The organism is Rhodopseudomonas palustris (genome assembly GCF_003031265.1).
GTDB classification, from domain to species: Bacteria; Pseudomonadota; Alphaproteobacteria; order Rhizobiales; family Xanthobacteraceae; genus Rhodopseudomonas; species Rhodopseudomonas palustris_H.
The window spans coordinates 767,238-789,440 of the sequence record NZ_CP019966.1; the positions used below are offsets into that span (position 1 = coordinate 767,238).

Consider the following 22,203-nt stretch of genomic DNA (forward strand, 5'->3'; position numbering starts at 1 on the left):
CACGTCATCGCCCGCGCAGGCGGGCGAACCAGTATTGCAGAGAGTTCGCGGCAGAGCACGGACGCTCTGGAATACTGGATCCTCCGCTTGAGCGGAGTATGACGGTTGAGAGTGCGATGATCGCCGCGCCTTAAGCGACCGCCTTTCGGCCGATGATCGCAAACCGCAGCTTGCTGGAGATCCAGTCGATCGCCGCTACGGTGACGAGGATCATCAGGATCAGGAACGACACCTTCTGCCACTCCAGCACGCGGATCTGCTCGGCGAGCTGCAACCCGATGCCGCCGGCACCGACGATGCCGATGATGGTGGCGGAGCGGGTGTTGGATTCGAAGAAGTACAGCACCTGGCTGGCCAGAATCGGGACTACCTGCGGCAACATGCCGAAGCGGACGCTGTGGACGTGTGAGCCGCCGGTCGCCTTGACGCCTTCGCTCGCCTTTTCGTCGGCAGCTTCGAAGGCCTCCGAGAACAGCTTGCCGAAATTGCCGAAATCCGAGCACATCACTGCCAGAATGCCGGCGAATGGGCCGAGCCCGACGACGCCGACCCAGATCAGCGCCCAGATCAGCGTGTCGACGCCGCGCACCGCGTCAAGCAGGCGCCGCGTCAAGAGTTGCAGCGGGCGGATGCGCAGTACATTGCGCGCTGCCAGGAACGACACCGGAAACGCCAGCAGTGCGCCGCCGAGCGTGCCGAGAAAGGCGATCGCCAGCGTTTCGCCCATCGCGTGCAGATAGACTTGCGCGAGCTGCCACGATCCCGGATCGGGCGGCAGCATCAGGCCGAGAAACTCGATCAGGCGGCCGATGCCGCTGAATAACCTGTCGAACGGGATTTCGAGCCGGATCAGGCCGAACACGAAGATCGCTGCAGCCAAGGTCAGGCCGCCGATCAGCTTTGCGCGGTTGATCCAGTTGGGACGGAAGTGTTCGGGGAAGCGGGCGGCGATGCCGGCTTCGTCGCCGAAGCTCAGAGTGCGGCGGGCGGTGCTCATCGTCGCTCCTGACCGATCAGACGGCGGCGCACGCCTTCGGTGAAATAGTCGATCGCCATCACGGTGACGATGATCAGCAGCAGGATGGCGCTAACGTCGCTGTAGTAGAACTTGCGCACCGCCTCGATCAGGTCCTGGCCGATGCCGCCGGCACCGACGAAGCCCATCACGGCCGCGCCGCGGACGTTGATCTCGAACCGCAGCAGTGCGTAGCTGACGAAGTTCGACAGCACCTGCGGCACGACCGCGAACCGGACCATCTCGAACCAGTCACCGCCGGACGAAACCACGCCCTCCAGCGGCTTGTCGTCGATGTTCTCGACCACTTCGGCGAACAGCTTGCCGAGCGCGCCGGCGGTGTGAATCGCGATCGCCAGCACGCCGGGCAGCGGGCCGAGCCCGAACGCCAGCACGAACAGCAGCGCGAACACGATCTCCGGCACGGTGCGGCAGAATTCGAGGAAGCGGCGGGTGACGAAGACCAGCGCGCGCGAACGCACAAGATTGGCCGAGGCGAGAAAGCACAGCGCGAAACCGGCGAGCGCCCCGAGCAGCGTGCCCACATAGGCGATCAGAATCGTGTCGAGCAGCAACCCGGTCCAGCGCTTGATGCCCCAGAACCAGTCGGCGAGGTCGGTCCACAGTGTCGCGAGCGCGAGCTTCGGCGCGATCGAGATGAAGTAGGACGGAAACCGCCAGAAATTATCGGCCAGCTTGACCAGATCGACTTCGCCCATCCAGGCGGCCGCGGCGATCGCAGCGATCAGGATCGCGCCGCCGAGCGCCAGCCGACGCCGCTTCGCCGCCACCGCCGCGTCGTAGTGATCGGCGAGGGCGCGGAGCTGAGGCTCGGGAAGTTCTGTGACGGCTGCCTGCATTCGGTTGTCCGACATGACGACGCGGGCGACCGTTTGGCCGCCCACGTCCGATGATGTGCTGGGATGTGTCAGGACTTCGACTTGCGCAGGCTGTCGACGAACTTGATTAGCTCGACCACCGGCTCGTAGTCCTTGTGGCTCGTCGCCGCGTAGGGCTTGGCCTTGCCTTCATAGATCTTGTTGAAGGTTTCCGGATCGTTGGTGGCCAGGTCGAGCACCGCCTTGCGGATCGCCGCCTTGAGGTCTTCCGGTAGGTCCGACAGATAGGCCATCGGCGAGTTCACGATCAGGTCCGACTTCAGGATGATGCGGAAGTCAGCGGCCTTGACCATGCCCTTGCGGTCCATCCGCAGCAGGTTGGATTCGTCCTCGGTGTTCCACCAATTGAAGGCCGCATCGCAAGTGCCCTGGGCGACGCCGATCACCGCGTTCTCATGGCTGCCGGCGTAGATCACCTTGGCGAAGAACTTGTCGGGATCGATCGACATCTTGTTCATCATGAAGCGCGGCACGTTGTTGCCGGAGGTCGAATTCGGATCGACCAGGCAGAGGTTCTTGCCCTTGAGATCTTCGATCTTCTGGTAGGGCGAGTCCTTCTTCACATAAAGCACCGAGTGATAGCCCTTGGAGCCGTCACCGTTGACCTCGATGGCGAACGGCTCGACCTTGGCGCCGACCAGATAGGCGCGGGCGTAGGACGCCGGCCCATACATGCCGATGTGGATGTTGCCGGCGCGCTGACCTTCGATCACCGCGGCGTAGTCGTTGGCGATGCGCAGCTTCACCGGCACGCCGAGCTGCTTGGTGAGGTAGTCGGTCAGCGGGGTCCAGCGGGTGGTGGTGCCCGAGGCGTTCTCGTCCGGGATCTTGCCGAACACCAGTTCGGGATATTTCGCCTTCCAGTCCTGCGCCGGCGCGGCGTGCGCGGTGAACGCCAGCGCGGCAGCGGCGGCGACGAGAGTACGGAGCTTGATCATGAGGTTTCCTGTCTCTTCAGTCGGTGAACGGTCGAAACACGGCGACCGCACGCGGACGCGCCGCGGGCGGTGCCGGATAGGGGAGACGGCGAACGATCGCCGCCGGGATCAGGCCACGGCGACGCCGGCCAATGCGGGGGCGGGAAGGCCGTGCGGAACGTGCGGCGCAGCGCCGAGCACTTCGTCGGCTTCGAGATCGTAAAGTTCGCGCGCGATCTGGTCGGTGAGCGCGGCCGGTGCGCCGTCGAACACCACGCGGCCCGAGGCCATGCCGATCAGCCGGTCGCAATAGCTGCGGGCGAGATCGAGCGAGTGCAGATTGCACAGCACGGTGATGCCGAAGTGCTTGTTGATGCGCAGCAGCGCATCCATCACGATCTTGGTGTTGCGCGGATCGAGCGAGGCAATCGGCTCGTCGGCGAGCACGATGTCCGGCTGCTGCACCAAGGCGCGGGCGATCGCGACGCGCTGCTGCTGACCGCCGGAGAGCTGGTCGGCGCGCTGCGCCGCGTAGGACGCCATATCGAACTGATCGAGCGCCGAGATCGCGAGCGCGCGATCCTGCTCAGGCCACATTTGCACCAGCGAGCGCCACGACGGCACTTCGGACAGCCGGCCCATCAGCACATTGGTCAGCACGTCGAGACGGCCGATCAGGTTGAATTGCTGAAAGATCATCGCCGAGCGTGCGCGCCATTGTCGCAGCTCGCGGCCCTGCAGCGCGGTCACATCGACGCCTTCGAACAGGATGCGGCCCTCGGACGGCTCCGCCAGCCGGTTCAGCATGCGTAGCAGGGTCGACTTGCCCGCGCCAGATCGCCCGATCACCCCGACGAAGCTGCCGCGCTCCACCGAAAACGATGCGCCATCTACGGCTGCTTTGCTGCCGAAACGGCAGGTCAGACCCTCAACTACCAGCATGCGCTGCTCCCGAAACAGGTTCGGGAAGAATCGCTAACGCCGTTGTTTTGCAGCCGTGTGACAGTCGATGTAGTTCCGCCGCCATATCAAGGTCTTCGCTGCGTCATCGACGCGTCACGACGGCGTCATGAGCGGCGCCGATGACAGGTCTCATCCCGATCATCGCCCACGAGACTCCCATGGCCGCGAAACTGCTAACGGTCGCGCCGACCGTCGATCCGACCGCCAAGCTGCACGACGTCACCCTCGGCGCCTATTGCGAAGTCGGCGCCCGCACCATCCTGAACGAAGTGGCGATGGGCGATTACTCCTACGTCGTCAACGATTCGCAGATCACCTACACCAGCATAGGCAAGTTCTGCTCGATCGCGGCGATGACCCGGATCAACCCCGGCAATCACCCGATGCAGCGCGCCACCCAGGCGCACTTCACCTACCGCGCCAGCACCTATTTCGAGGGCGAGAGCGACGACGCCGAGTTCTTCGCCTGGCGCCGCTCGCATCACGTCGAGATCGGCCACGACGTCTGGATCGGTCATGGCGCCATCGTGCTGCCGGGCCGCAACATCGGTACCGGTGCGGTGGTTGCTGCAGGCGCGATCGTCACCCGGGACGTGCCGGCCTACACGATCGTGGCCGGCAACCCGGCCCGGCCGATCCGCCGCCGTTTCTCCGAGCAACAGGCGGAGCGTCTGGTCGCGCTGGCGTGGTGGAATTGGGACCACGAAGCGTTGCGCAACGCGCTGCCCGACTTCCGGAAATTGTCAGTGGACGAATTCCTCGACCGATATGAAGGTGCCGCCAAAGTGCAGTCGCCGGACCGGGAGCCGGCGACGGAACAGCAGGTGATGGGATGAGCGAGATCGCGATCGAAGGTGGCCGGACGCTACTCGGCGACGAGATTGCCGAGGCCTCGCTGCAGATCGCCGGCGGCGCCATCGCCGCGGTCGGCTCCGCCGCCAGCAACGCGGCAATCCGGATCGACGCGCGCGGCCTGCTGGTGCTGCCGGGGATCGTCGATCTGCACGGCGATGCCTTCGAGCGGCAAATGATGCCGCGGCCGGGGGTCGACTTTCCGATCGATGTCGCGCTGATCGACAGCGACCGCCAGGCGATCGCCAATGGCTTGACCACGGTCTTTCACGCCGTCACCTGGTCGTGGGAGCCTGGCCTGCGCAGCGCCGACAACGCCCGCCGTATGCTGGATGCGATCGATCTCACCAAGCCGCGGCTCTCTGCCGACACCCGCATCCATCTGCGCCACGAGACTTTCAATCTCGATGCGGTCGACGAGATCGCGCAGTGGATCGGCGACCGCCGCGTCGATCTGTTCGCCTTCAACGATCACATGGATTCGACGCTGGCGAACCTCGCCAAGCCGCAGAAGCGCAACCGGATGGTCGAGCGCACCGGCCTGTCCGACGGCGAATTCGACCTGTTGGTCGAGCGCATCGCGGCGCGTGGCGACGAAGTGCCACAGGCGAACCGGCGCCTCGCCGCCATCGCCCGCGAGGTATCTATGCCGATGCTGTCGCACGACGACGATACCCCGGCGATGCGGCAGGGTTATCGTGATCTCGGCGTCGGCATCGCCGAATTCCCCACCACCGAGGAGACCGCGCGCGATGCTGCGCTGCACGGCGACTTCATCGTGTTCGGCTCGCCGAACGTAGTGCGGGGCGGCAGCCACACCGGCTGGACCAAGGCGGCCGACATGATTGCCAAAGGACTGTGCTCGGTGCTGGCCTCCGATTACTACTACCCGGCGCCGTTGCTCGCCGCATTCCGCCTCGTGCACGACGGCATCCTGCCGCTGGAGCAGGCCTGGAAGCTGATCTCGGAAAACCCCGCCCGCGCCTCAGGTCTCGCCGAGCGCGGCACGATTGCGAGCGGCCAGCGCGCTGACGTTCTGTTGGTCGACGATCGGGTCGCGCTGCGGCCGCGGATCGTCGCGGTGATCGCCGGCGGCCGGCTGGTGCATGTCGACGATCCGGAGCGCTTCGTGATCACGCGCAAACTGCCGTACCCGGCTGGCGTTGCCGCCTGATCTGACGCTATCATCACCGGCGATGTCGAATTTTCCACGCTACGCGATTTACTATCTGCCGGCCGCGGGCAGCGCTTTGGCGCAGTTCGGGGCGACGATGCTCGGCTACGATGTCGTCACCGGCGAAGACGTGCCGTTCGCTGCGCCGACCGCGGCGATCGCGGACTGGCGAGACATCACCGCAGACCCGCGCAGCTACGGCTTTCACGCCACCCTGAAGGCGCCATTCGGATTGATCGGCGGCCGCAGCGAAAGCGACTTGCTGTGGGCCTGTGCGACCTTTGCCGAAACGCCGCGGGCGATTCCGCAGATCGGCCCGGTGATCAGGCCGATCGGTGGGTTCATCGCGCTGGTGCCGGAAACGCCCTCCGAGTCGCTGCAGCAACTCGCGGCCGATTGCGTTCGCGACTTCGATGAATTTCGGGCGCCGCTGTCGGCGGAGGATCGCGCCCGGCGCAAGCCGGAACGGCTGACGCCCAAGCAGGTCGGCTATCTCGATCGCTGGGGCTACCCCTATGTGATGGACGAGTTCCGGTTTCACATGACGCTGACCGGTTCGCTCGATCCGGCTCGCCACGACGAATTGTTGGCGCTGCTGCGGAGACAATTCGCTGCCACCGGCATGGATCGGATTGCAATCGATCGGATCGCTGTGCTGCGCCAGGACGCGCGAGGTGCGCGGTTCCAGAGCATCGCGCAATTCGAACTGCGCAGCGCCGACTATTAGCCGCTGAGGATCGAAGCGAGCCAGTCGCTGACCGCCTCGGGCATTGCGATGACCCGGCCGGGCCAGGGACCGGTGGCGAAGCCGACATGTCCGCCTTCATCGGGTTGCCAGAGCGTCACCATCGTGCCGACGTCGTCCGGTGTCGGCAGCGAGGCGGCCGGCACGAACGGATCGTTGCGCGCGTTCACGACCAAAGCCGGGATCTTGATCTTGTGCAGATGCGGCTTGGACGAGGCACGGGTCCAGTAGTCATCGACACCCGCAAAGCCGTGCAGCGGTGCCGTGAAGGCGTCGTCGAATTCGCGCAAAGTCGTTGCCCGTTGCACCCGTTCGCGATCGAACAGTCCCGGATGCTGCTGCCATTTGGCGAGCGCGTTCGGAATCATCGTGCGCAGGAAATGCCGGGTATAGATCAGGCGGTTGATACCGCTGTCGATCGCGGCGCCAGCGGCCACGAGATCCAGCGGGGCTGAGACCGCCGCCACTGCGCGCGCGATCTCCGCGGCGCCGCTGCCGGCCTCCTCCGCCCAGCGCAACAGCGCGTTGCCGCCGAGCGAGACGCCAGCGGCAAGCACAGGCGCATCGGCGCGGCCGCGAACTCGCGCCAGCAGCCAGCCGACTTCCTGGAAGTCGCCGGAGTGGTAGGAGCGCGGCGCCAGATTGAGTTCGCCCGAGCAGCCGCGAAAGTGCGGAATCGACAGCCGCCAGCCGCGCGCGAGTGCGCCCTGCGCAAATGCGATCGCGTAGCGGCTCGCCGACGATCCTTCGAGGCCGTGAAACAGCACCAGCCACGGCGCATGGTCGGGCCCGGGCAGATGATCGATATCGATGAAGTCGCCGTCGGGCGCCCGCCAGCGTTCGCGGACGAGCTTGATGGCTTGCGAGGCCCGTGGCTGCGCGAACAGCGTCGGCCAGATGGTTTGCAGATGGCCGCCGGGCAACCACCACGGTGCGCGATAGGATCGCAGATCAGTCATGTCGAGCAGAATCGAAGGAGGGACAAACACACACAGGTCGGACGAGTGTGACGCAGCTATCCACTGGGATGGTGGCCACTGCAACCGAGTGCGTCAACATCGCATTAGCTTTGCATTTGCAACTAACGTTTGCGACGGCCGGATATGTCGCAGTTGTTGTCGGGCCGGCATCGCCCTAAGCTGATCTCCATAACGACAAGCGATCGGAGCCGAAGCAGCCGGGATCGCCCCTTTGAGGAAAACGCCATGAAGGTCGCCGACCCAGCTCCCTTCCGCAACCTGTCGCCCGACGAGTTGGAATGGCTCGCCGCCGCCGAATGGGCGCAGGCCGAATCTCTCAGCGATGCGCCGAAGGGCCTCGTGATGCAGTCCGCCACCGAGATGCATGCGCGCGCCAAGCTGAAGCGTATCCTGCTCAGCCAGGTCCCGACCAAGCATTAGGATCGTGTTTTCGATCAGTTTGATCGGGACGGACGTTGTGTGAGGTAATGTCGTCCGCTTTGCGCGCGACAAATATCTAGAACTTTCGTCGACGTTAGCGCGCCGCGCCCCTCGAATTTGCATTCGTCATTCGAGCGTCCCGTTCATGACGTGAGTTGTGACGCGGGGATCAGCGCCAAAGATTGTTTTCGATTGAATCGTTGCGTCGTCATTCCGGTGAATCGATTAGCAATCGAGAAAAGGCCGGTCGCATAAGCCAAATCCGTTGGCGAGGCGCTTGCCGTTCAGCGCAAGACAGCTCCCAAAATCGCGCCTGTGATCAGGTCGCCGTCCAGTCTTCGCTCGGCCTGACCTGCGCACCAAGCACGGAAACTATTTTAATCGTTGTGTAAAGATCGCGGTCCTACCACGGGCGTCATCAGCGGACTTCAGAGCGCCGCTGTGGAATGACGATCCAGCGATGCGGGTCGTGAGTGCCGAGGTACATAGAATGAGTAACGCCCAGCGCCGCCCCTTTCGTTTCACCATCGGTTTGCGATTCTCGATCGCGCTGGCGGCCAGTGTGGTGACGGCTGTCGCCGCAACCACGATCAGTAACATTGTGTTGTCAGCGCGGATGACCGAGCAGGCAGCTGCACGCGAACTGAATGGTCTGCAGGATTCGCTGGGTCAGCAGATGGCGGCCTCCCAACAGCGCGCCGCTGCGCTGGCGGCTTCGCTGGCGAGCAACACCGCGATCCAGGATGTCTTCGCGAGCCGCGACCGCGACGGGTTGATCCGCATGCTGCAGCCGAGCTTCCTGCAGTTACAGGCGACACACGGCGTCGTGCAGATGCAATTCCATACTGCGCCAGCGACGTCGTTCCTGCGGCTGCACAAGCTGGAAAAGTTCGGCGACGATCTGTCGGCGATCCGCAAGACTGTCGTGGCCGTCAACGCGAGCGGCAAGCCGGTGAGCGGACTGGAAAATGGTGTGGAGGGACTCGGTATCCGTGGTGTGGCGCCGGTTTTCAAGGATGGCAAGCCAATCGGCTCGGTTGAAGTCGGAATGACGCTCGGCAGCCGCTTCTTCGATGCTTTCAAGAGCGGCACCGGCGCTGACGTCGCCTTGTATTTGAAGACTGCCAACGGCTTCCAGCGATATGCCTCAACCTTCGAGACCGACCCGGCGATCGGCGCCGAGCAGATGGCGGCTGCGCTGCGCGATAAGTCGGCGCAGCAAGCGATGCATATCGGCTCGATGGATCAGACGATCATGCTGGCCCCGGTGCGTGATTATGCCGGCGAAGCCATCGGCGTCTCGGTGCTCGGCGTCGACCGCAGCGCCTCTGTCAAGGCGATGCAAGAGGCGCGCGAATGGGCGCTGGCCATCGGTCTTGGGGTCCTGGTCCTGACGCTCGGGGCCGGCGCATTGCTCAGCCGCAGCATCTCGCGGCCGCTGCGTTCGCTTACCGAGGGAATGAACCGGCTCGCCAACGGCGATTTCACCGTGGTGCCGCCGGGGCTCGGCCGCAGTGATGAGGTCGGCGAAGTTGCCCACGCCGTCGAGATGTTCAAAGAGAAGGCGGTCGAAAAGGCCAAGCATGACGCCGAGGCGCAGGAAGCCGAGCGCGCCCGGATCGAGGATGCTCAGAAGGCGAAGGTCAACGAAGCGGTCGAGGCGTTCCGGTCTTCGATCGAGGACATGCTGCGTGCCGTGACCGACAACGCTGCAACGATGCGCAACAACGCGCAGTCGATCGACGACGTCGCCGCCGAAGCCTCGGGGCAGGCGGCGGCCGCCGCCGGTGCATCGCAGCAGGCTTCCGAAAGCGTGCAGACCGTCGCGGCCGCGGCGGAGGAGCTATCGGCGTCGATCGGCGAGATCGCACGCCAGATCGCCAAGGCGACCGATGTGGTGCGGACCGCCGACAGCCGGACCGAGCGCTCAGTCAACGAGATTGAGGGGCTGGCGGCGATGAGCGAGCGGATCGGGGCGGTTGTCGGGCTGATCCAGGCGATCGCGGCGCAGACCAATTTGCTGGCGCTCAATGCCACGATCGAGGCGGCGCGAGCCGGCGAGGCCGGTCGCGGATTTGCGGTGGTCGCCGCTGAAGTGAAGGCACTGGCGGAGCAGACTTCCAAGGCGACCGCTGATATCTCCAGCGAGGTCACGGCGATCCAGACCTCGACCCGGAGTGCGGTCGAGGCGGTCCGCGACGTCGGCAGCGCCATGCGTGAGATCAGCGCGGTGACCGCGACGATCGTGGTGGCGATCGAGCAGCAGGGCAGTGCGACGCGCGAGATCTCCGAAAATGCTCAAAGTGCGGCGCGCGACAACTCGATGCTGGCCGACAACATTTCAACCGTCAGCGAGGCAGTGGGGCAGGCCAGCCAGTCCGCCGCCAGCGTGCTGCATTCGACCGGTGATCTCGCCGAGCAGGCCGGTCGGTTGTCCCATCAGGTCACCGAGTTCTTCCACAGCCTGCGCACCGGCGTGCTCGATCGTCGCAAGACTCGCGACGCCGGCTATACCGGCCCCGAACGTCGCCGGGCGCGGGACAAGGGGCAGTCGCAGGCCGCGTAAGCCCACGGTTGACCGGCCGGCGCCGGTGCGCTCACAACGACCCGATGATCAATGTGTCGCTCTCCGCCTGTCCGGCTGGCCCCGGCGCCTATGTGGTGGCGATCGCGATCGCGGCGCCGCTCACGGTCCGGCTCGGCGGCGGCCTGTCGACGCGGCTTCGGCCTGGGCGTTATCTGTATTGCGGTTCGGCCTACGGTCCGGGCGGACTGCAGGCCCGGCTGGCGCGGCATTTTCGCAAGGACAAATCGATCCGCTGGCATGTCGATCAATTGACCACGGCCGGCGAGGTCAAAGGCGCCTGGACAGTCGCGCTCGGCAATGAATGCGAACTGGTGGAACGGCTGGGATTTCTTCCGGTACCGATCGACGGATTCGGCGCGACCGACTGCACGCACTGCCGCAGTCATCTGCTGCGCTGGCCGTCGCGCGTACCTGCCCGCACCATTCGCGCAGCCCTCGCCGCGAGCGGCGAGCCGCCGGTGTGGCTGCGGGTAAGCGCTACGCCCCGGTCTCGCGCCTGATCCAGCCGAGATATTTCTCCGCGCCGGCGGTGACCGGGAGCTGGATGATCTCCGGGGTGTCGTAGGAGTGCAGCGAGGTGATCAGGTCGCGCAAGGCGGCGAACTTCGTCGGCAGTGTCTTGAACAGCAGCAGTTGCTCGGCGTCGCTGGTGATCTTGCCGTCCCACCAATAATGGCTGGTGATGGCCTGGATTTGGACGCAGGCGGCGAGCCGGGCTTCGAGTGTTGCGACTGCCAAGCGTTCCGCTTCCTCCTTGTTCGGCGCCGTCACCATCACCACACAGGCATCGCCCTGATCCATCGCGTTGCTCCTTGGCTTCGATTTGATCCGACGCGTTGCGGGCCGCGCCGGTTGTTTGCTAGGCGCAAGTGGTTCCCAGTCAGCTTCGGAAGGTCCGTCATGCCGATATACGGCTTCGTCTGCAACAAATGCGGTCACCAGTTCGAGACGCTGCTGTTCTCCGGTGAATCCGCAGTCTGCCCGTCCTGCGAGAGCACCAGCCTCGAGCAGCAATTGTCGCTGATCGCCAAGCCCGCCAAGGGCGGGCCGGAGGCTCCGATGTGCGACGGTAAGGGTGGCTGCGGCGGCTGCTGCATGCCGGACGTCTGCGCTTAGCCGGCCCGCGGCTCTCCACTCGGGACGCCGTGTCTGCCCGAAAGGAACGATCCCGCGCTTCAGGTCGTTTGCACGCCGACGAGCAACCCTCCGAGGCATGCCAGACATGACGCACATCACCCGTACCTTCGACAGCGCCACACAGGCCAAGGCCGCAGTCGCCGAACTCAAGCAGCGCGGCTTCAACCAGGTCGAACTGGTCGAGGTGCCCGATCGCCGCGGTCCGAGCGGCGGCGGGGCCGTGGTTCGGGTCGAGCCGCCGTTCGGGTCGGCGCTCGTGGCCAGCGGCATTCTCGGACGGCACGGCGGCAAAGAGGCAGGTGCGACGAGCACCGCTGGCTCTGCGGCGCCGGCCCTCGTGCAGCCAGCGAAGACTGAAGCCCAGCCGGCCCCCGATCCTGCGGCGCAGGCGGTCAAGTCGGCGCCAGCGGCATCACCGGCGCGGCCGGCCCCGCCTCAGGCGCGGCGCGAGGAGCTCCGCAGCGGTCCGCGGACAGTGTCGGAATGGCTCGGGATTCCGCTGCTGATCAATTCCAACACCTTCTTCTCCGGTTTTCCGCTGCTGCTGAGGGCGTCCCGCAAGGTGCCGGCTGCCAAGCCGGAATAATCGGCGGATTTGTCGCCGGCCTCGAGCCGTGCCTGAGCTTCCGTCGCCCGTTTCGGCTTGCTAGCATCGCGTCGCCTCGCCGCCCGGCGGGGACCACGACATCAGCGACCCGATGACGTGCGCTGCGCGCCAGTCGGCGTGCGCGTCCGCATGCGGCAGGAGTGCAGGCCATGAAGCTCACCAGTCCCGACATCGCCGAAGGCGCAACGATCGCCCACGAGCAATTGTTCAACAGCTTCGGCTGCACCGGCGCCAACGTCTCGCCGGCGCTGAGCTGGAGCGATGCGCCCGCCGGCACCAAGAGCTTCGCGGTGACGATGTACGATCCCGATGCGCCGACCGGCAGCGGCTGGTGGCATTGGGTGGTGTTCAACATTCCGGCCACGACGACGTCGCTGCCGAAGGGCGCGGGCGATATCGCGAAGGGTTTGATGCCCGAAGGCACGATCCAGGGCCTGACGGATTTCGGCGTGCCCGGTTACGGCGGCCCGTGCCCGCCGCCGGGCGACAAGCCGCACCGCTATCAGATCACGGTATTCGCGGTCGACGTCGAAAAGCTGCCGAACGCCGGCGCCACGGCGATGCCGGCGCTGGTCGGCTTCGACCTCAACTTCCACACCCTGGCGAAGACGACGATCACCGGACTGTTCGGGCGTTAAGCCCGAGCGGACGCCATCCTGTTCGCTGCTGATTCCGGATTGCTCCGGTTATCAGCAACGACGGGATTGAAGCGTAAGGGCCAGGACGACCGCGACCGCGCCGGTCGTCTCGAAGGCCCTGTGATCAGTTGCTGGCTTCTGAGCTTCTGCTTGACGAGCTGCGCGTAATCGCGGCGGCCGGTCCGCTCGAAAGGCAGGGAATCTGGCGCCATGATCCGTCGGGGGCGCGTTCGTAGGAGCTGCATCCCGACGCCGTCGCTGCGGCCTCGCCGGCGTTGCGCTGATCCTGCTGACCGCGCGCCAGCGCCGGTGCGGCAGAGAGGCTCGACGCGACCAGCGCGCCGGCAAACAAAGCGGTCGTCCAAAGGTTGGTAGCTCGCATGTCCGGTCCTCCGTTATCGGAAACGCGGACGGAGTCCTGACGCGCGAATGTGACGATTTCTTGCAAATTGCGGCTCTCGCCGCGATCTTGCCTTAACGATCAACAAACAGCGCGGGCACTCAGTGCGCCCGCGCACCGATGGAACTCAGCGCGACAGCACAATGCGGCCTGCGGTGGTGCGGTCCTGCCAGTGATGGCGCACCAGTTCCGGGTCGACGTGGTGTTCCACCGGCCAGCCGACGCACAGATAGGCGATGAACTTCCAGGTCGGCGGCACGTCGAGCTCGGTGGTGATCGCCTCTGGATCAAGGATCGATACCCAGCCGACTCCGAGGCCGAGCGTCCGCGCGGCGAGCCAGAATGTCTCGATCATCGCCACAACGGAGTAATCGAGCGCTTCCGGCATGGTCTGGCGCCCGACGCCGAGACCCTGCGCCGTCTCGCGGTCGCAGAACAGCGCGAACTGCCGCGGCGCGACGTCGATGCCTTCGAGCTTGAGTTTGGCGTACAGCGCCGCACGGTCGCCCTGATACGCGCTCGCCGCCACCTCATTGCAGCGCAGGAAGTTGGCGCGGATCCGCGCCCGCGTCTCGGCCGAGTCGATGCTGATCCAGCGCCACGGCTGGCTGTTGCCGACTGAGGGCGCCAGCTGGGCGAGGTCGAGCAGCTGATCGATCAGCTCGGGCGCGACTGGATCGGTCTTGAAGCGGCGGACGTCGCGGCGCCACGCGATCAGCTCGGCGAACTTCTCCCGAAACGCTTCGTCGAACACCGGCGGGTTGGCGTTGGCGGCTGCGATCTCGGCCGGATCGGTCATCGCCGCCATCTTGCTCAGCACCGTACTCACAGCTTGCCCGCCAGCACGTCGGCGAGATCGGCGACGTCGGTGAGCAGCCGCGAAGCGGCGCGCACCAGCGGCACGGCGAGAATCGCGCCGGTGCCTTCGCCGAGCCGCAGCCGCAGATCGAGCAGCGGCGCGGCGTCCATTGCCTGCAGCGCGAGGTCGTGGCCGCGCTCGGCCGAGCGATGGGCGAATATGCAATAGTCGCGAGCTTCCGGCGCCAGCCGCACCGCGACCAGCGCCGCGGCGGTGGCGATGAAGCCGTCGACGATCACCGGCCGGCGCTGCGAGGCGGCGCCCAGCACCGCGCCGGCCATCATGGCAATCTCCAGCCCGCCGAATTCGGACAGCGCCTCCAGCGGTGCGGTGGCGGGGCTGCGCATCGCAGCCTTTTCGATCGCCGCCTTCTTCTTGGCCATGCCGTCGGCATCCTGGCCGGCGCCGATCCCGATGCTCTGGTCGAGCGGCGCCGGGCCGAGGCGGTGCAGCAGCAGCGACGACGAAGCCGTGTTGCCGATCCCCATTTCGCCGAGCGCGATCACGTCCGCCCCCGCGGCGATCTCGGCACGCGCCAGCTCGGCGCCGCGATCGAGCGCCTGGCAAGCCTCCGCGATGCTCATCGCCGGCTGACGCGCCGCGTTGGCGGTCCCCATCCGTACCTTGGCATCGATCAGATCGGGGTGCTTCGGCAGCTCGGCGGCGACACCGGCGTCGATCACTCGGACGTCGACATGGTTGGCGGCTGCGAATGCGTTCGCGGTGGCCTTGCCGGCCAGATAGGTCATTACCATCGCCACCGTCACGGCGGACGGATATTGCGACACGCCTTCTTCGGTCAGGCCATGGTCGCCGGCGAACACCATCAGCACCGCGTTGTCGGCGCGCGGCGGCTGCGGATGCCGCATCAAGGCCAGTTCGATGGCGAGGTCTTCGATCCGCCCGAGCGAGCCGAGCGGCTTGGCCTTGCCGTCCACCCGCGCCCGCAAGGTTGCTTTCAGCGACGGGTCGACCGGGGTGATCGACGGCGGCTGCCAGGTGACGAGGGTTTCGGTCGGCATCGGATGGTCCTTTGGTTCGGCAAGGCGCGCAACTGAGGCAAACGCGCAAGCCCGGTCAACACCACCTTCGCGTTGTTGACCCGCAACAGCGTCGCAGCTAGCGTGCCGGACGATGGTCCTTCCGCAAGGAAGGTGAAAAGGGAAGCCGGTGGGAGACGCGGTGCGTCTCGATCCCGGAGCTGCCCCCGCAACTGTAAGCGACGAGCCATCGCCGAGGCCACTGGGAATTCCTGGGAAGGCGGCGAATGGCGGCGACTCGCGAGCCAGGAGACCTGCCATCGCGTATTGTGCTTTGAAGGGTCGTCGGGGCGGGGTGCACCGGACGGAAGCAGTGCGGACGGCAAAGGCCTCTCCCGCGCGTTCCGACAAAGCTCGATAGCTGACGCGATGATTCGAGCCCGATGGATTCCGAGCCCCCTGCCGATGTGAGCGCCGATCCGCCGCGCGTGCTGCCCGGCGCGCCGGTGATCGTCAGCGTCTGCACCACCTGCAAGACGATCGACGGCGTCGCTGTCGGCGCGCCGATGCTGGAAGCCGTCCGCGCCGCGCTGGCGGGCGCCGGCGCGGTGCAGGTGCGCGCTGTGCAGTGCCTGTCCGCATGCAAGCGCGCCGCCACCGTCGCGGTGTCGAGCGAAGGCGGCTACACCTTCGTGTTCGGCGATCTCGACGGCGCCGGCGGCGCTGACGCTGTGGCGGCGTTCGTGGCCTCCTATCAGGACAGTCACTACGGTCTGGTGCCGTGGCGGCAGCGCCCGGAAGTCCTGCGCAAGGGCACCGTCGTCCGCCTGCCGCCGCCGCAATGGTCTCCCGACGATGGGCGGGCGCCGACATGAGCGCGTTGATCTCTACCCTGGTGCTCGGCGGCGCGCGCTCCGGCAAATCGGTGTTCGGCGAACGCCTGGTCGCCGAGAGCGGCTTGGCCAGGATCTATCTCGCGACCGCCACCGCCAGCGACGACGAAATGTCCGATCGCATCGCGCACCATCGCGTCCGCCGCGGCGAGGGCTGGACTACGATCGAGGAGCCGCTCGGCTTGGTCGATGCGCTGACCCAGCACGCCGGCCGCGGCCGCGCCGTGCTGGTCGATTGCCTGACGCTGTGGCTGTTCAACCTGATGGAAGCCGGCCGCGATCCCGAGGTCGAGGCGAGGCGGCTGGCGCGCTATCTCGGCGTCGCCGCCGGACCGATCGTGCTCGTCTCCAACGAAGTCGGCCTCGGCCTGGTGCCGGAGACGCCGCTCGGCCGCGCCTTCCGCGACGCGCAAGGCCGCCTCAATCAGACCATCGCTGCCGCGGTGCCCAACGTCGCCTTCATCGCCGCCGGCCTGCCGCTGTGGCTGAAACGCCAATCAGGAGAGTAGTTCATGACCGCCCGCGTTCCCGTTACGGTGCTCACCGGCTTTCTCGGCGCCGGCAAGACCACGCTGCTGCGCGCGCTGCTCAATCAGTCGAGCGGTCGCCGCATCGCAGTGATCGTCAATGAATTCGGCGATGCAGGTTTCGACGGCTCGCTGGTCGAGGATTGCGGCGCGTCGGTGTGCGCGCCGGGCGACATCGTCGAACTCACCAACGGCTGCATCTGCTGCACGGTCGCCGACGATTTCATCCCGACCATGGAAAAGCTGTTGAACCGCGAAACGCCGCTCGACGCGATCGTGATCGAAACCTCCGGGCTCGCACTGCCGCAGCCGCTGCTCAAGGCGTTCGCCTGGCCGGCGGTGAAGACCCGTGCCACTGCCGACGGCGTCGTCACGGTGGTCGATGCGCTGGCGCTGAGCGAAGGGCGGGTGCCGCTCGACGACGACGCGGTGAAGGCGCAGCGCGACGCCACGCATGACGATCCGATCGAGGAAGTGTTCGAAGATCAGCTCGCCTGCGCCGATCTGGTGGTGCTGTCGAAGAGCGACCTTGTGGCGCCCGATCAGCTTGCCGCGCTCGAAGCCAAGCTGGCGAGCCGGGTACGGCCGAACGTCCGCATCGTCCGCTCGCATGGCACGCTGGCGCCGTCGGTGCTGATCGGGCTCGATGCCGAGGCCGAGAATGATCTTGCATCCCGCGCCGGGCATCACGCCGAAGGCGAGGAGCACGATCACGACGATTTCGACTCGCTGGTGATCACCCCGCAGCCGGCGGAGACGCTGGACGCCATGAAGGCGCGGGTCGGCGATGCGCTGGGGCTCCAGGGCGTGCTGCGCGTGAAGGGCCATGCCCGTGTCGCCGGCAAGCCGGCACCGGTCGTGGTGCAGGCGGTCGGCTCGCGCATCGATCTCGCCTTCGCCCGCCCCGACGCCGAGCGTCCCGACCATCTGGTGGTAATCGGCCTCAAAGGCTTCGACGCCGACGCCGCCCGCCGCGCGCTGGCGGGGTAGTTCGTATGCCTCTCCCCGTCATTGCGAGGAGCGAAGCGACGAAGCAATCCAGGGGCACCGGCCCCGAGGCTGGATTGCTTCGCTTCGCTCGCAATGACGTGGAGAGGGCGGTCGCACAGCAACGGTGCTCCAAATGCACCTGAAGCTCGACACCAGCGTCAGCATCGACGACGGCGACGTTGCGCGCGATCTTGGTCAGGCGACGGCCGATATCGTGGTGTTGTCTGCGGCCGACAGCGATCTGGCGGCGTTCGGCGTGGCGCGGGCCGGGATGCCGGACGGCTATCCGACGCTCCAGCTCACCAATTTTCTGGCGCTCGGCCATCCGGCGTCGGTCGATCTTTATGTCGAGCGCACGCTGGCGAAAGCCAAGCTCGTCATCCTGCGGATGCTCGGTGGCGAGGCCTATTGGCCGCACGGCGTCGACAGTCTGCGGCGCGATGCGCTGGCGCGGGGCGCACAGTTCGTCTGTATTCCGGGCGAGATGGAGTGGAATGCGGAGTTGGCTGCGCGCAGCACCGCCGATCTCGACGATGCTCACGCGCTGTGGCGCTATTGCAGCGAGGGCGGCGCCGAGAACGTCCGCTTGGCGCTGCGCTACGCCGCCTGGATGATCCTGCGCGACGACTGCCCGCCGCCGCCGCGGCCGATGCCGGCCGCAGGGTTCTGGCCGGCCGAGCCGCCGCCATCGCAGCGCCGCCGCGCGTTGGTGATCTTCTATCGGGCGCTGGCGGCGAGCGGCGACACCGGGGCGATCGCGGCGCTGCGTGACGCTCTCGCCGCGCGTGATTTCGATCCAACCTGCATCTTCGTGACCAGTCTGAAGGATGCGCGCTCGATCGCGTTTCTTCGCAGCGTGCTCGCCGCGACGCCACCGGACGTCATCATCAACGCCACCGCGTTTGCGACCGCCACCGCCACGGATGACTCCGGTGTGCTGGCGTCGGCGGATTGCCCGATCCTGCAGGTGGCGCAGGCGGGGGTGACGCGCGAGCATTGGGAGCAATCCGGCCGCGGGCTCAATCCGCGCGACCTCGCCATGCATGTCGTACTGCCGGAGGTCGACGGCCGTGTCTTCGCCGGAGCCGTGGCCTTCAAGCAGCGCGGCGGCGATGCCGAATTCGCCCCGACCGTGTATCAGCCGCTGCAGGACCGGATCGATGCGGTGGCGGATCTGGCGCAGGCCTGGGTGCGGCTGCGGCATCAGCCGCGCGACCAACGCCGCGTCGCCATCGTGCTCGCCAATTATCCGAATCGCGATGGCCGGCTCGGCAACGGCGTCGGCCTCGACACCCCACAATCGCTGCACGACCTGCTGTTCACACTGCGGACGGAAGGCTATCTCACCCGCGAGCTGCCGGCCAACACGGCGGCGCTGATGGAGCAGCTACAGCGCGGCCCGACCAACGAACTGAAGAGCCGATCCGATCGGGAAGGCGGCGTGAGCTGGCCGGTGGCGGACTACGCGGCGGCGTTCGCGGAGCTGCCGCAGGCGGTGCGCGATGCGGTGACTGCACGGTGGGGCGCGCCGGAGCAGGATCCGCATGTCGCGGATGGGGACTTCCGTCTCGGCCTGCATCGCTTCGGCAACATCCTGGTCGGGGTGCAGCCGGCACGTGGCTATGCGATCGATCCGAAATCGAGCTTCCACGATCCCGAGCTGCCGCCGCCGCATCATTATGTGGCGTTCTATCTGTGGCTGCGGCAGGTGTTCGGCACCGAAGCGGTGATCCACCTCGGCAAGCACGGCAATCTCGAATGGCTGCCGGGCAAGAGCGCCGGGCTGTCGCGCGACTGTTTCCCGACTGCGCTGCTCGGGCCGCTGCCGCATCTCTACCCGTTCATCGTCAACGATCCCGGCGAGGGCATCCAAGCCAAGCGGCGCAGCGCTGCGGTGATCGTCGATCATCTGACGCCGCCGATGACTCGCGCCGAGCTGCATGACGAGATGGCGCGGCTGGAAGCGCTGGTCGACGAATATGCGATGGCGGCCGATCTCGATCCGACCCGCGCCGACGCCATCGCCGAGGACATCATTTCGTTGGCCCGGGCGACGCGGCTCGACGAAGACGTCGCGATCGATCGCGACACCGCAACGCTGGATGCGCTGCGCGCGATCGATGCGCATCTGTGCGATCTGAAAGAGATGCAGATCCGCGACGGGCTGCACGTATTCGGCCGCACGCCGCTCGCCGCCCAGCGCGACGAGCTGCTGGTGTCGATCGCGCGTCTGCCGCGCTCCGAACTGAAGCCGCAGGATGCCTCGCTGCATCGCGCGCTGGCACGCGACCTCGGACTAACCAACCCCGACGGGACCGAATTCGATCCGCTGACCCGCGATCTGGCTGTGCTCTATGCCGGCCCACGCCCAACAGTCCTCGCCGAGCTGAGTGATCGGCCATGGCGGACCCATGGTGACACCGTCGAGCGCGTCGAAACGTTGGCCTTGCGGTTGGTGTCGGCTCTTCATCAAGGTTCACCCTCTCCTGCGGGCGATGAGGAGAGACTGCCTCACACTCAGCCCGTGCTCGACTGGATCGCCACGTCGCTGCGTCCGGCGATCGAAGCGTCCGGCGATGCCGAGCGCGATGCACTGCTGCGCGGGCTCGATGGCCGGTTCATTCGGCCGGGGCCCTCCGGCGCGCCGACCCGCGGCCGGCCCGATGTGCTGCCGACGGGGCGTAATTTCTTCGCGGTCGATGTCCGCGCGGTGCCGACGCCGTCGGCGTGGCGGATCGGCCAGCTCGCCGCCGAGCGCCTGATCGAATCCTATTGGCAGGAGGCCGGCGAATGGCCGCGCTCGATCGCGCTGTCGGCGTGGGGCACCGCCAATATGCGCACCGGCGGCGACGATGTCGCGCAGGCGTTGGCGCTGATCGGTGCGCGGCCGACCTGGGAAGATGCCACCGGCCGCGTCACCGGCTTTGCGATCGTGCCGCTGTCGGAGCTGCGGCGGCCGCGCGTCGATGTCACCTTCCGCGTCTCCGGGCTGTTTCGTGACGCCTTCCCGGTGCAGATGGACCTGATTGCCAGCGCAATTGCAGCGGTTGCGGCGCTCGACGAACCTGATGACGCCAATCCGATCGCCGCGCAGGTCCGCGTCCGCAGCGACCAATTAGTTCGAACGGGTGTCGATCCCGAGCTGGCGAAGAAGCAAGCCGGCGCGCGGGTGTTCGGCGCGCGGCCGGGCACGTACGGAGCCGGGCTGCAGGCGATGATCGATGACGGCGGCTGGAATAATCGCGATGATCTCGCCGGCGCTTATCTCGCCTGGGGCGGCTATGCCTATGGGGCAGGGCAGGACGGCGCCGAGGCCGCCGATGCGTTCGCGGCGCGGCTGAAAGCAGTCGATCTGGTGGCGCAGGCGCAGGACAATCGCGAGCACGACATTCTCGATTCCGACGATTACTACCAGTTCATCGGCGGCCTTGCCTCCACGGTCGAAAGTCTGCGCGGGCAGGCACCGCGGATCGCCCATGTCGACACGTCTCGGCCCGAAGCGCCGCTGCCGCGGACGCTCGCGCATGAGATCTCCCGCGTGGTGCGGGGCCGCGCCGCCAACCCGAAGTGGATTCAGGGCGTGATGCGCCACGGCTACAAGGGCGCCTCCGAGATCGCCGCCACCGTGGACTATTTGTTCGGCTTTGCGGCTTCGACCGACGCCGTCGGCAACCGTCATTTCGACCTGCTGTTCGCCGCTTATCTCGAAGACGACGCGGTGCGCGAGTTTCTCCGCGACGCCAATCCGGCGGCGCTAGGCGATATCGTGGCGCGGTTCGACGAGGCGATCCGCCGCGGGCTGTGGACGCCGCGCTCCAACCGAGCGGCCGACCTGCTCGCCGAAATTCTCACCCCCAAGGAAGCTGCATGACCGATCCTCTGCCCGCCCGCGACGAAAACGTCCGCCACGCCGAGAAGGCGAAGAAGCGGAAAGCCGCGCACGACAAGAAGCTGCAGGGGATGACCGACAGCAAGGGGCTGATCATCGTCCACACCGGCACCGGCAAGGGGAAGACCTCGGCCGCGCTCGGCATGGTGTTCCGCCATATCGGCCACGGCATGCCGGTCGGCGTAGTGCACTTCACCAAGTCGGAGAAGTGGAACACCGGCGAGGCCAAGCTGCTGGCGAAGTTTCCGGAGCTCGCGACGCTGCACATCATGGGCGAGGGCTTCACCTGGGAAACACAGGACCGCGAACGCGACATCGCCGCGGCGCGCGCCGGCTGGGAGCGTGCCAAGGAATTGATCCGCGACGACCGCCATCGCATGGTGCTGCTCGACGAGCTGAACATCGTGCTGCGCTATGATTATCTGCCGATCGAAGAAATTGTCGCGGTGCTGCTCGACGAGAAGCCGGCCGACAAGCACGTGGTGATCACCGGCCGCAACGCCCACCCGGCGCTGATCGAGATCGCAGACCTCGTGACCGATATGACCCTGGTGAAGCACCCGTTCCGGACCGGCGTGAAGGCGCAAAAGGGCGTGGAGTTTTGAGCGCGCGGCCGAAGGTCGAGTGTCATTCCGGGGCGCCGCGCAGCGGCGAACCCGGAATCCAGAAGTGTAGAGCACCTCGAGATTCCGGGTTCGCGAACTTCGTTCGCGCCCCGGAATGACGTCGTG

Annotated in this window: 23 protein-coding genes and 1 riboswitch; of the genes, 14 read left to right on the forward strand and 9 right to left on the reverse strand. The window is 66.5% G+C overall.

Features of this window, described 5'->3' with window-relative positions; all coding sequences use genetic code 11:
• Positions 1 to 130 precede the first annotated feature (130 nt).
• The 4 genes from phnE (RPPS3_RS03620) to phnC form a co-directional block, all read right to left on the reverse strand.
• Positions 131 to 997: a phosphonate ABC transporter, permease protein PhnE gene (gene phnE, locus RPPS3_RS03620; protein ID WP_107342883.1), complete on the reverse strand. Its 867-nt coding sequence runs from the start codon at positions 995 to 997 to the stop codon at positions 131 to 133.
• Complete coding sequence (gene phnE / locus RPPS3_RS03625) at positions 994 to 1,875, reverse strand: phosphonate ABC transporter, permease protein PhnE (protein WP_107346416.1); 882 nt, start codon at positions 1,873 to 1,875, stop codon at positions 994 to 996. Before phnE (RPPS3_RS03625) ends, phnE (RPPS3_RS03620) begins: the two co-directional genes overlap by 4 nt.
• Positions 1,876 to 1,943: 68 nt before the next feature.
• Positions 1,944 to 2,852, reverse strand: coding sequence for a phosphonate ABC transporter substrate-binding protein (gene phnD, locus RPPS3_RS03630; RefSeq protein ID WP_107342884.1), 909 nt, complete (start codon positions 2,850 to 2,852; stop codon positions 1,944 to 1,946).
• A 108-nt stretch (positions 2,853 to 2,960) separates the two neighbouring features.
• Positions 2,961 to 3,773: a phosphonate ABC transporter ATP-binding protein gene (gene phnC / locus RPPS3_RS03635; RefSeq protein WP_107342885.1), complete on the reverse strand. Its 813-nt coding sequence runs from the start codon at positions 3,771 to 3,773 to the stop codon at positions 2,961 to 2,963.
• A 179-nt stretch (positions 3,774 to 3,952) separates the two neighbouring features.
• Between phnC and RPPS3_RS03640 the strand changes: the two genes are divergently transcribed.
• The 3 genes from RPPS3_RS03640 to RPPS3_RS03650 are packed head-to-tail and all read left to right on the forward strand — an operon-like array spanning position 3,953 to position 6,547.
• The gene (locus RPPS3_RS03640; RefSeq protein WP_107342886.1) at positions 3,953 to 4,630 is read left to right on the forward strand and encodes a chloramphenicol acetyltransferase; all 678 of its coding nucleotides are present in this window, start codon (positions 3,953 to 3,955) and stop codon (positions 4,628 to 4,630) included.
• Positions 4,627 to 5,820, forward strand: a complete 1,194-nt coding sequence (locus RPPS3_RS03645) for an alpha-D-ribose 1-methylphosphonate 5-triphosphate diphosphatase (RefSeq protein ID WP_107342887.1) — start codon at positions 4,627 to 4,629, stop codon at positions 5,818 to 5,820. Before RPPS3_RS03640 ends, RPPS3_RS03645 begins: the two co-directional genes overlap by 4 nt.
• Before the next feature lie 22 nt (positions 5,821 to 5,842).
• Positions 5,843 to 6,547, forward strand: a complete 705-nt coding sequence (locus RPPS3_RS03650) for a DUF1045 domain-containing protein (RefSeq protein ID WP_107342888.1) — start codon at positions 5,843 to 5,845, stop codon at positions 6,545 to 6,547.
• Here the strand turns inward: RPPS3_RS03650 and RPPS3_RS03655 are convergent.
• Positions 6,544 to 7,524, reverse strand: a complete 981-nt coding sequence (locus RPPS3_RS03655; protein WP_107342889.1) for a YheT family hydrolase — start codon at positions 7,522 to 7,524, stop codon at positions 6,544 to 6,546. The genes RPPS3_RS03650 and RPPS3_RS03655 overlap by 4 nt on opposite strands.
• A 246-nt stretch (positions 7,525 to 7,770) precedes the next feature.
• Here RPPS3_RS03655 and RPPS3_RS03660 point away from each other — a divergent pair, with 246 nt between their 5' ends.
• The 3 genes from RPPS3_RS03660 (at position 7,771) to RPPS3_RS03670 (ending at position 11,052) form a co-directional block, all read left to right on the forward strand.
• Positions 7,771 to 7,965: a hypothetical protein gene (locus RPPS3_RS03660; RefSeq protein ID WP_107342890.1), complete on the forward strand. Its 195-nt coding sequence runs from the start codon at positions 7,771 to 7,773 to the stop codon at positions 7,963 to 7,965.
• A 460-nt stretch (positions 7,966 to 8,425) separates the two neighbouring features.
• Positions 8,426 to 10,531, forward strand: a complete 2,106-nt coding sequence (locus RPPS3_RS03665; protein ID WP_107342891.1) for a methyl-accepting chemotaxis protein — start codon at positions 8,426 to 8,428, stop codon at positions 10,529 to 10,531.
• 95 nt (positions 10,532 to 10,626) lie between these two features.
• Positions 10,627 to 11,052, forward strand: coding sequence for a GIY-YIG nuclease family protein (locus RPPS3_RS03670; RefSeq protein WP_434006770.1), 426 nt, complete (start codon positions 10,627 to 10,629; stop codon positions 11,050 to 11,052).
• Here the strand turns inward: RPPS3_RS03670 and cutA are convergent.
• Complete coding sequence (gene cutA, locus RPPS3_RS03675) at positions 11,030 to 11,353, reverse strand: divalent-cation tolerance protein CutA (RefSeq protein WP_107342893.1); 324 nt, start codon at positions 11,351 to 11,353, stop codon at positions 11,030 to 11,032. The genes RPPS3_RS03670 and cutA overlap by 23 nt on opposite strands.
• Before the next feature lie 99 nt (positions 11,354 to 11,452).
• Here cutA and RPPS3_RS03680 point away from each other — a divergent pair, with 99 nt between their 5' ends.
• The 3 genes from RPPS3_RS03680 (at position 11,453) to RPPS3_RS03690 (ending at position 12,934) form a co-directional block, all read left to right on the forward strand.
• Positions 11,453 to 11,668 (forward strand): FmdB family zinc ribbon protein, encoded by a 216-nt coding sequence (locus RPPS3_RS03680; RefSeq protein WP_107342894.1) that lies wholly within the window; start codon positions 11,453 to 11,455, stop codon positions 11,666 to 11,668.
• A gap of 106 nt (positions 11,669 to 11,774) precedes the next feature.
• The gene (locus RPPS3_RS03685; protein WP_107346417.1) at positions 11,775 to 12,275 is read left to right on the forward strand and encodes a hypothetical protein; all 501 of its coding nucleotides are present in this window, start codon (positions 11,775 to 11,777) and stop codon (positions 12,273 to 12,275) included.
• A 170-nt stretch (positions 12,276 to 12,445) separates the two neighbouring features.
• Positions 12,446 to 12,934: a YbhB/YbcL family Raf kinase inhibitor-like protein gene (locus RPPS3_RS03690; protein WP_107342895.1), complete on the forward strand. Its 489-nt coding sequence runs from the start codon at positions 12,446 to 12,448 to the stop codon at positions 12,932 to 12,934.
• A 124-nt stretch (positions 12,935 to 13,058) separates the two neighbouring features.
• On the opposite strand, the gene RPPS3_RS24420 is transcribed toward RPPS3_RS03690, so the two are convergent.
• The 3 genes from RPPS3_RS24420 to cobT form a co-directional block, all read right to left on the reverse strand.
• The gene (locus tag RPPS3_RS24420; RefSeq protein WP_159060640.1) at positions 13,059 to 13,316 is read right to left on the reverse strand and encodes a hypothetical protein; all 258 of its coding nucleotides are present in this window, start codon (positions 13,314 to 13,316) and stop codon (positions 13,059 to 13,061) included.
• Positions 13,317 to 13,461: 145 nt separating this feature from the next.
• On the reverse strand, positions 13,462 to 14,163 hold the full coding sequence (gene bluB, locus RPPS3_RS03695) for a 5,6-dimethylbenzimidazole synthase (protein ID WP_107342896.1): 702 nt from the start codon (positions 14,161 to 14,163) through the stop codon (positions 13,462 to 13,464).
• Positions 14,160 to 15,215 (reverse strand): nicotinate-nucleotide--dimethylbenzimidazole phosphoribosyltransferase, encoded by a 1,056-nt coding sequence (gene cobT / locus RPPS3_RS03700; RefSeq protein WP_107342897.1) that lies wholly within the window; start codon positions 15,213 to 15,215, stop codon positions 14,160 to 14,162. The genes bluB and cobT overlap by 4 nt, the downstream gene beginning before the upstream one ends.
• Positions 15,216 to 15,311: 96 nt before the next feature.
• Positions 15,312 to 15,509, forward strand: a riboswitch (cobalamin riboswitch).
• Positions 15,510 to 15,616: 107 nt separating this feature from the next.
• Between cobT and RPPS3_RS03705 the strand changes: the two genes are divergently transcribed.
• The 5 genes from RPPS3_RS03705 to cobO all read left to right on the forward strand — a co-directional run bounded on the left by RPPS3_RS03705 (position 15,617) and on the right by cobO (position 22,077).
• Complete coding sequence (locus RPPS3_RS03705) at positions 15,617 to 16,048, forward strand: DUF1636 domain-containing protein (protein WP_107342898.1); 432 nt, start codon at positions 15,617 to 15,619, stop codon at positions 16,046 to 16,048.
• Positions 16,045 to 16,575, forward strand: coding sequence for a bifunctional adenosylcobinamide kinase/adenosylcobinamide-phosphate guanylyltransferase (cobU, locus tag RPPS3_RS03710; RefSeq protein ID WP_107342899.1), 531 nt, complete (start codon positions 16,045 to 16,047; stop codon positions 16,573 to 16,575). The genes RPPS3_RS03705 and cobU overlap by 4 nt, the downstream gene beginning before the upstream one ends.
• A 3-nt stretch (positions 16,576 to 16,578) precedes the next feature.
• Entirely contained in the window at positions 16,579 to 17,583 is a 1,005-nt protein-coding gene (gene cobW, locus RPPS3_RS03715; protein WP_107342900.1) for a cobalamin biosynthesis protein CobW, read from the forward strand.
• 133 nt (positions 17,584 to 17,716) lie between these two features.
• Positions 17,717 to 21,454 (forward strand): cobaltochelatase subunit CobN, encoded by a 3,738-nt coding sequence (gene cobN / locus RPPS3_RS03720; protein ID WP_107342901.1) that lies wholly within the window; start codon positions 17,717 to 17,719, stop codon positions 21,452 to 21,454.
• Positions 21,451 to 22,077, forward strand: coding sequence for a cob(I)yrinic acid a,c-diamide adenosyltransferase (cobO, locus tag RPPS3_RS03725; protein ID WP_107342902.1), 627 nt, complete (start codon positions 21,451 to 21,453; stop codon positions 22,075 to 22,077). The genes cobN and cobO overlap by 4 nt, the downstream gene beginning before the upstream one ends.
• Positions 22,078 to 22,203: the final 126 nt, after the last annotated feature.

Excerpts from the sequence above, each read along its gene's own strand:
- phnE (WP_107342883.1), bottom strand. The coding sequence starts at position 997 with ATGAGCACCGCCCGCCGCACTCTGAGCTTCGGCGACGAAGCCGGCATC.
- phnE (WP_107346416.1), bottom strand. The coding sequence starts at position 1,875 with ATGCAGGCAGCCGTCACAGAACTTCCCGAGCCTCAGCTCCGCGCCCTC.
- phnD (WP_107342884.1), bottom strand. The coding sequence starts at position 2,852 with ATGATCAAGCTCCGTACTCTCGTCGCCGCCGCTGCCGCGCTGGCGTTC.
- phnC (WP_107342885.1), bottom strand. The coding sequence starts at position 3,773 with ATGCTGGTAGTTGAGGGTCTGACCTGCCGTTTCGGCAGCAAAGCAGCC.
- RPPS3_RS03640 (WP_107342886.1), top strand. The coding sequence starts at position 3,953 with ATGGCCGCGAAACTGCTAACGGTCGCGCCGACCGTCGATCCGACCGCC.
- RPPS3_RS03645 (WP_107342887.1), top strand. The coding sequence starts at position 4,627 with ATGAGCGAGATCGCGATCGAAGGTGGCCGGACGCTACTCGGCGACGAG.
- RPPS3_RS03650 (WP_107342888.1), top strand. The coding sequence starts at position 5,843 with ATGTCGAATTTTCCACGCTACGCGATTTACTATCTGCCGGCCGCGGGC.
- RPPS3_RS03655 (WP_107342889.1), bottom strand. The coding sequence starts at position 7,524 with ATGACTGATCTGCGATCCTATCGCGCACCGTGGTGGTTGCCCGGCGGC.
- RPPS3_RS03660 (WP_107342890.1), top strand. The coding sequence starts at position 7,771 with ATGAAGGTCGCCGACCCAGCTCCCTTCCGCAACCTGTCGCCCGACGAG.
- RPPS3_RS03665 (WP_107342891.1), top strand. The coding sequence starts at position 8,426 with ATGCGGGTCGTGAGTGCCGAGGTACATAGAATGAGTAACGCCCAGCGC.
- cutA (WP_107342893.1), bottom strand. The coding sequence starts at position 11,353 with ATGGATCAGGGCGATGCCTGTGTGGTGATGGTGACGGCGCCGAACAAG.
- RPPS3_RS03680 (WP_107342894.1), top strand. The coding sequence starts at position 11,453 with ATGCCGATATACGGCTTCGTCTGCAACAAATGCGGTCACCAGTTCGAG.
- RPPS3_RS03685 (WP_107346417.1), top strand. The coding sequence starts at position 11,775 with ATGACGCACATCACCCGTACCTTCGACAGCGCCACACAGGCCAAGGCC.
- RPPS3_RS03690 (WP_107342895.1), top strand. The coding sequence starts at position 12,446 with ATGAAGCTCACCAGTCCCGACATCGCCGAAGGCGCAACGATCGCCCAC.
- RPPS3_RS24420 (WP_159060640.1), bottom strand. The coding sequence starts at position 13,316 with ATGCGAGCTACCAACCTTTGGACGACCGCTTTGTTTGCCGGCGCGCTG.
- cobT (WP_107342897.1), bottom strand. The coding sequence starts at position 15,215 with ATGCCGACCGAAACCCTCGTCACCTGGCAGCCGCCGTCGATCACCCCG.
- RPPS3_RS03705 (WP_107342898.1), top strand. The coding sequence starts at position 15,617 with ATGGATTCCGAGCCCCCTGCCGATGTGAGCGCCGATCCGCCGCGCGTG.
- cobU (WP_107342899.1), top strand. The coding sequence starts at position 16,045 with ATGAGCGCGTTGATCTCTACCCTGGTGCTCGGCGGCGCGCGCTCCGGC.
- cobW (WP_107342900.1), top strand. The coding sequence starts at position 16,579 with ATGACCGCCCGCGTTCCCGTTACGGTGCTCACCGGCTTTCTCGGCGCC.
- cobN (WP_107342901.1), top strand. The coding sequence starts at position 17,717 with ATGCACCTGAAGCTCGACACCAGCGTCAGCATCGACGACGGCGACGTT.
- cobO (WP_107342902.1), top strand. The coding sequence starts at position 21,451 with ATGACCGATCCTCTGCCCGCCCGCGACGAAAACGTCCGCCACGCCGAG.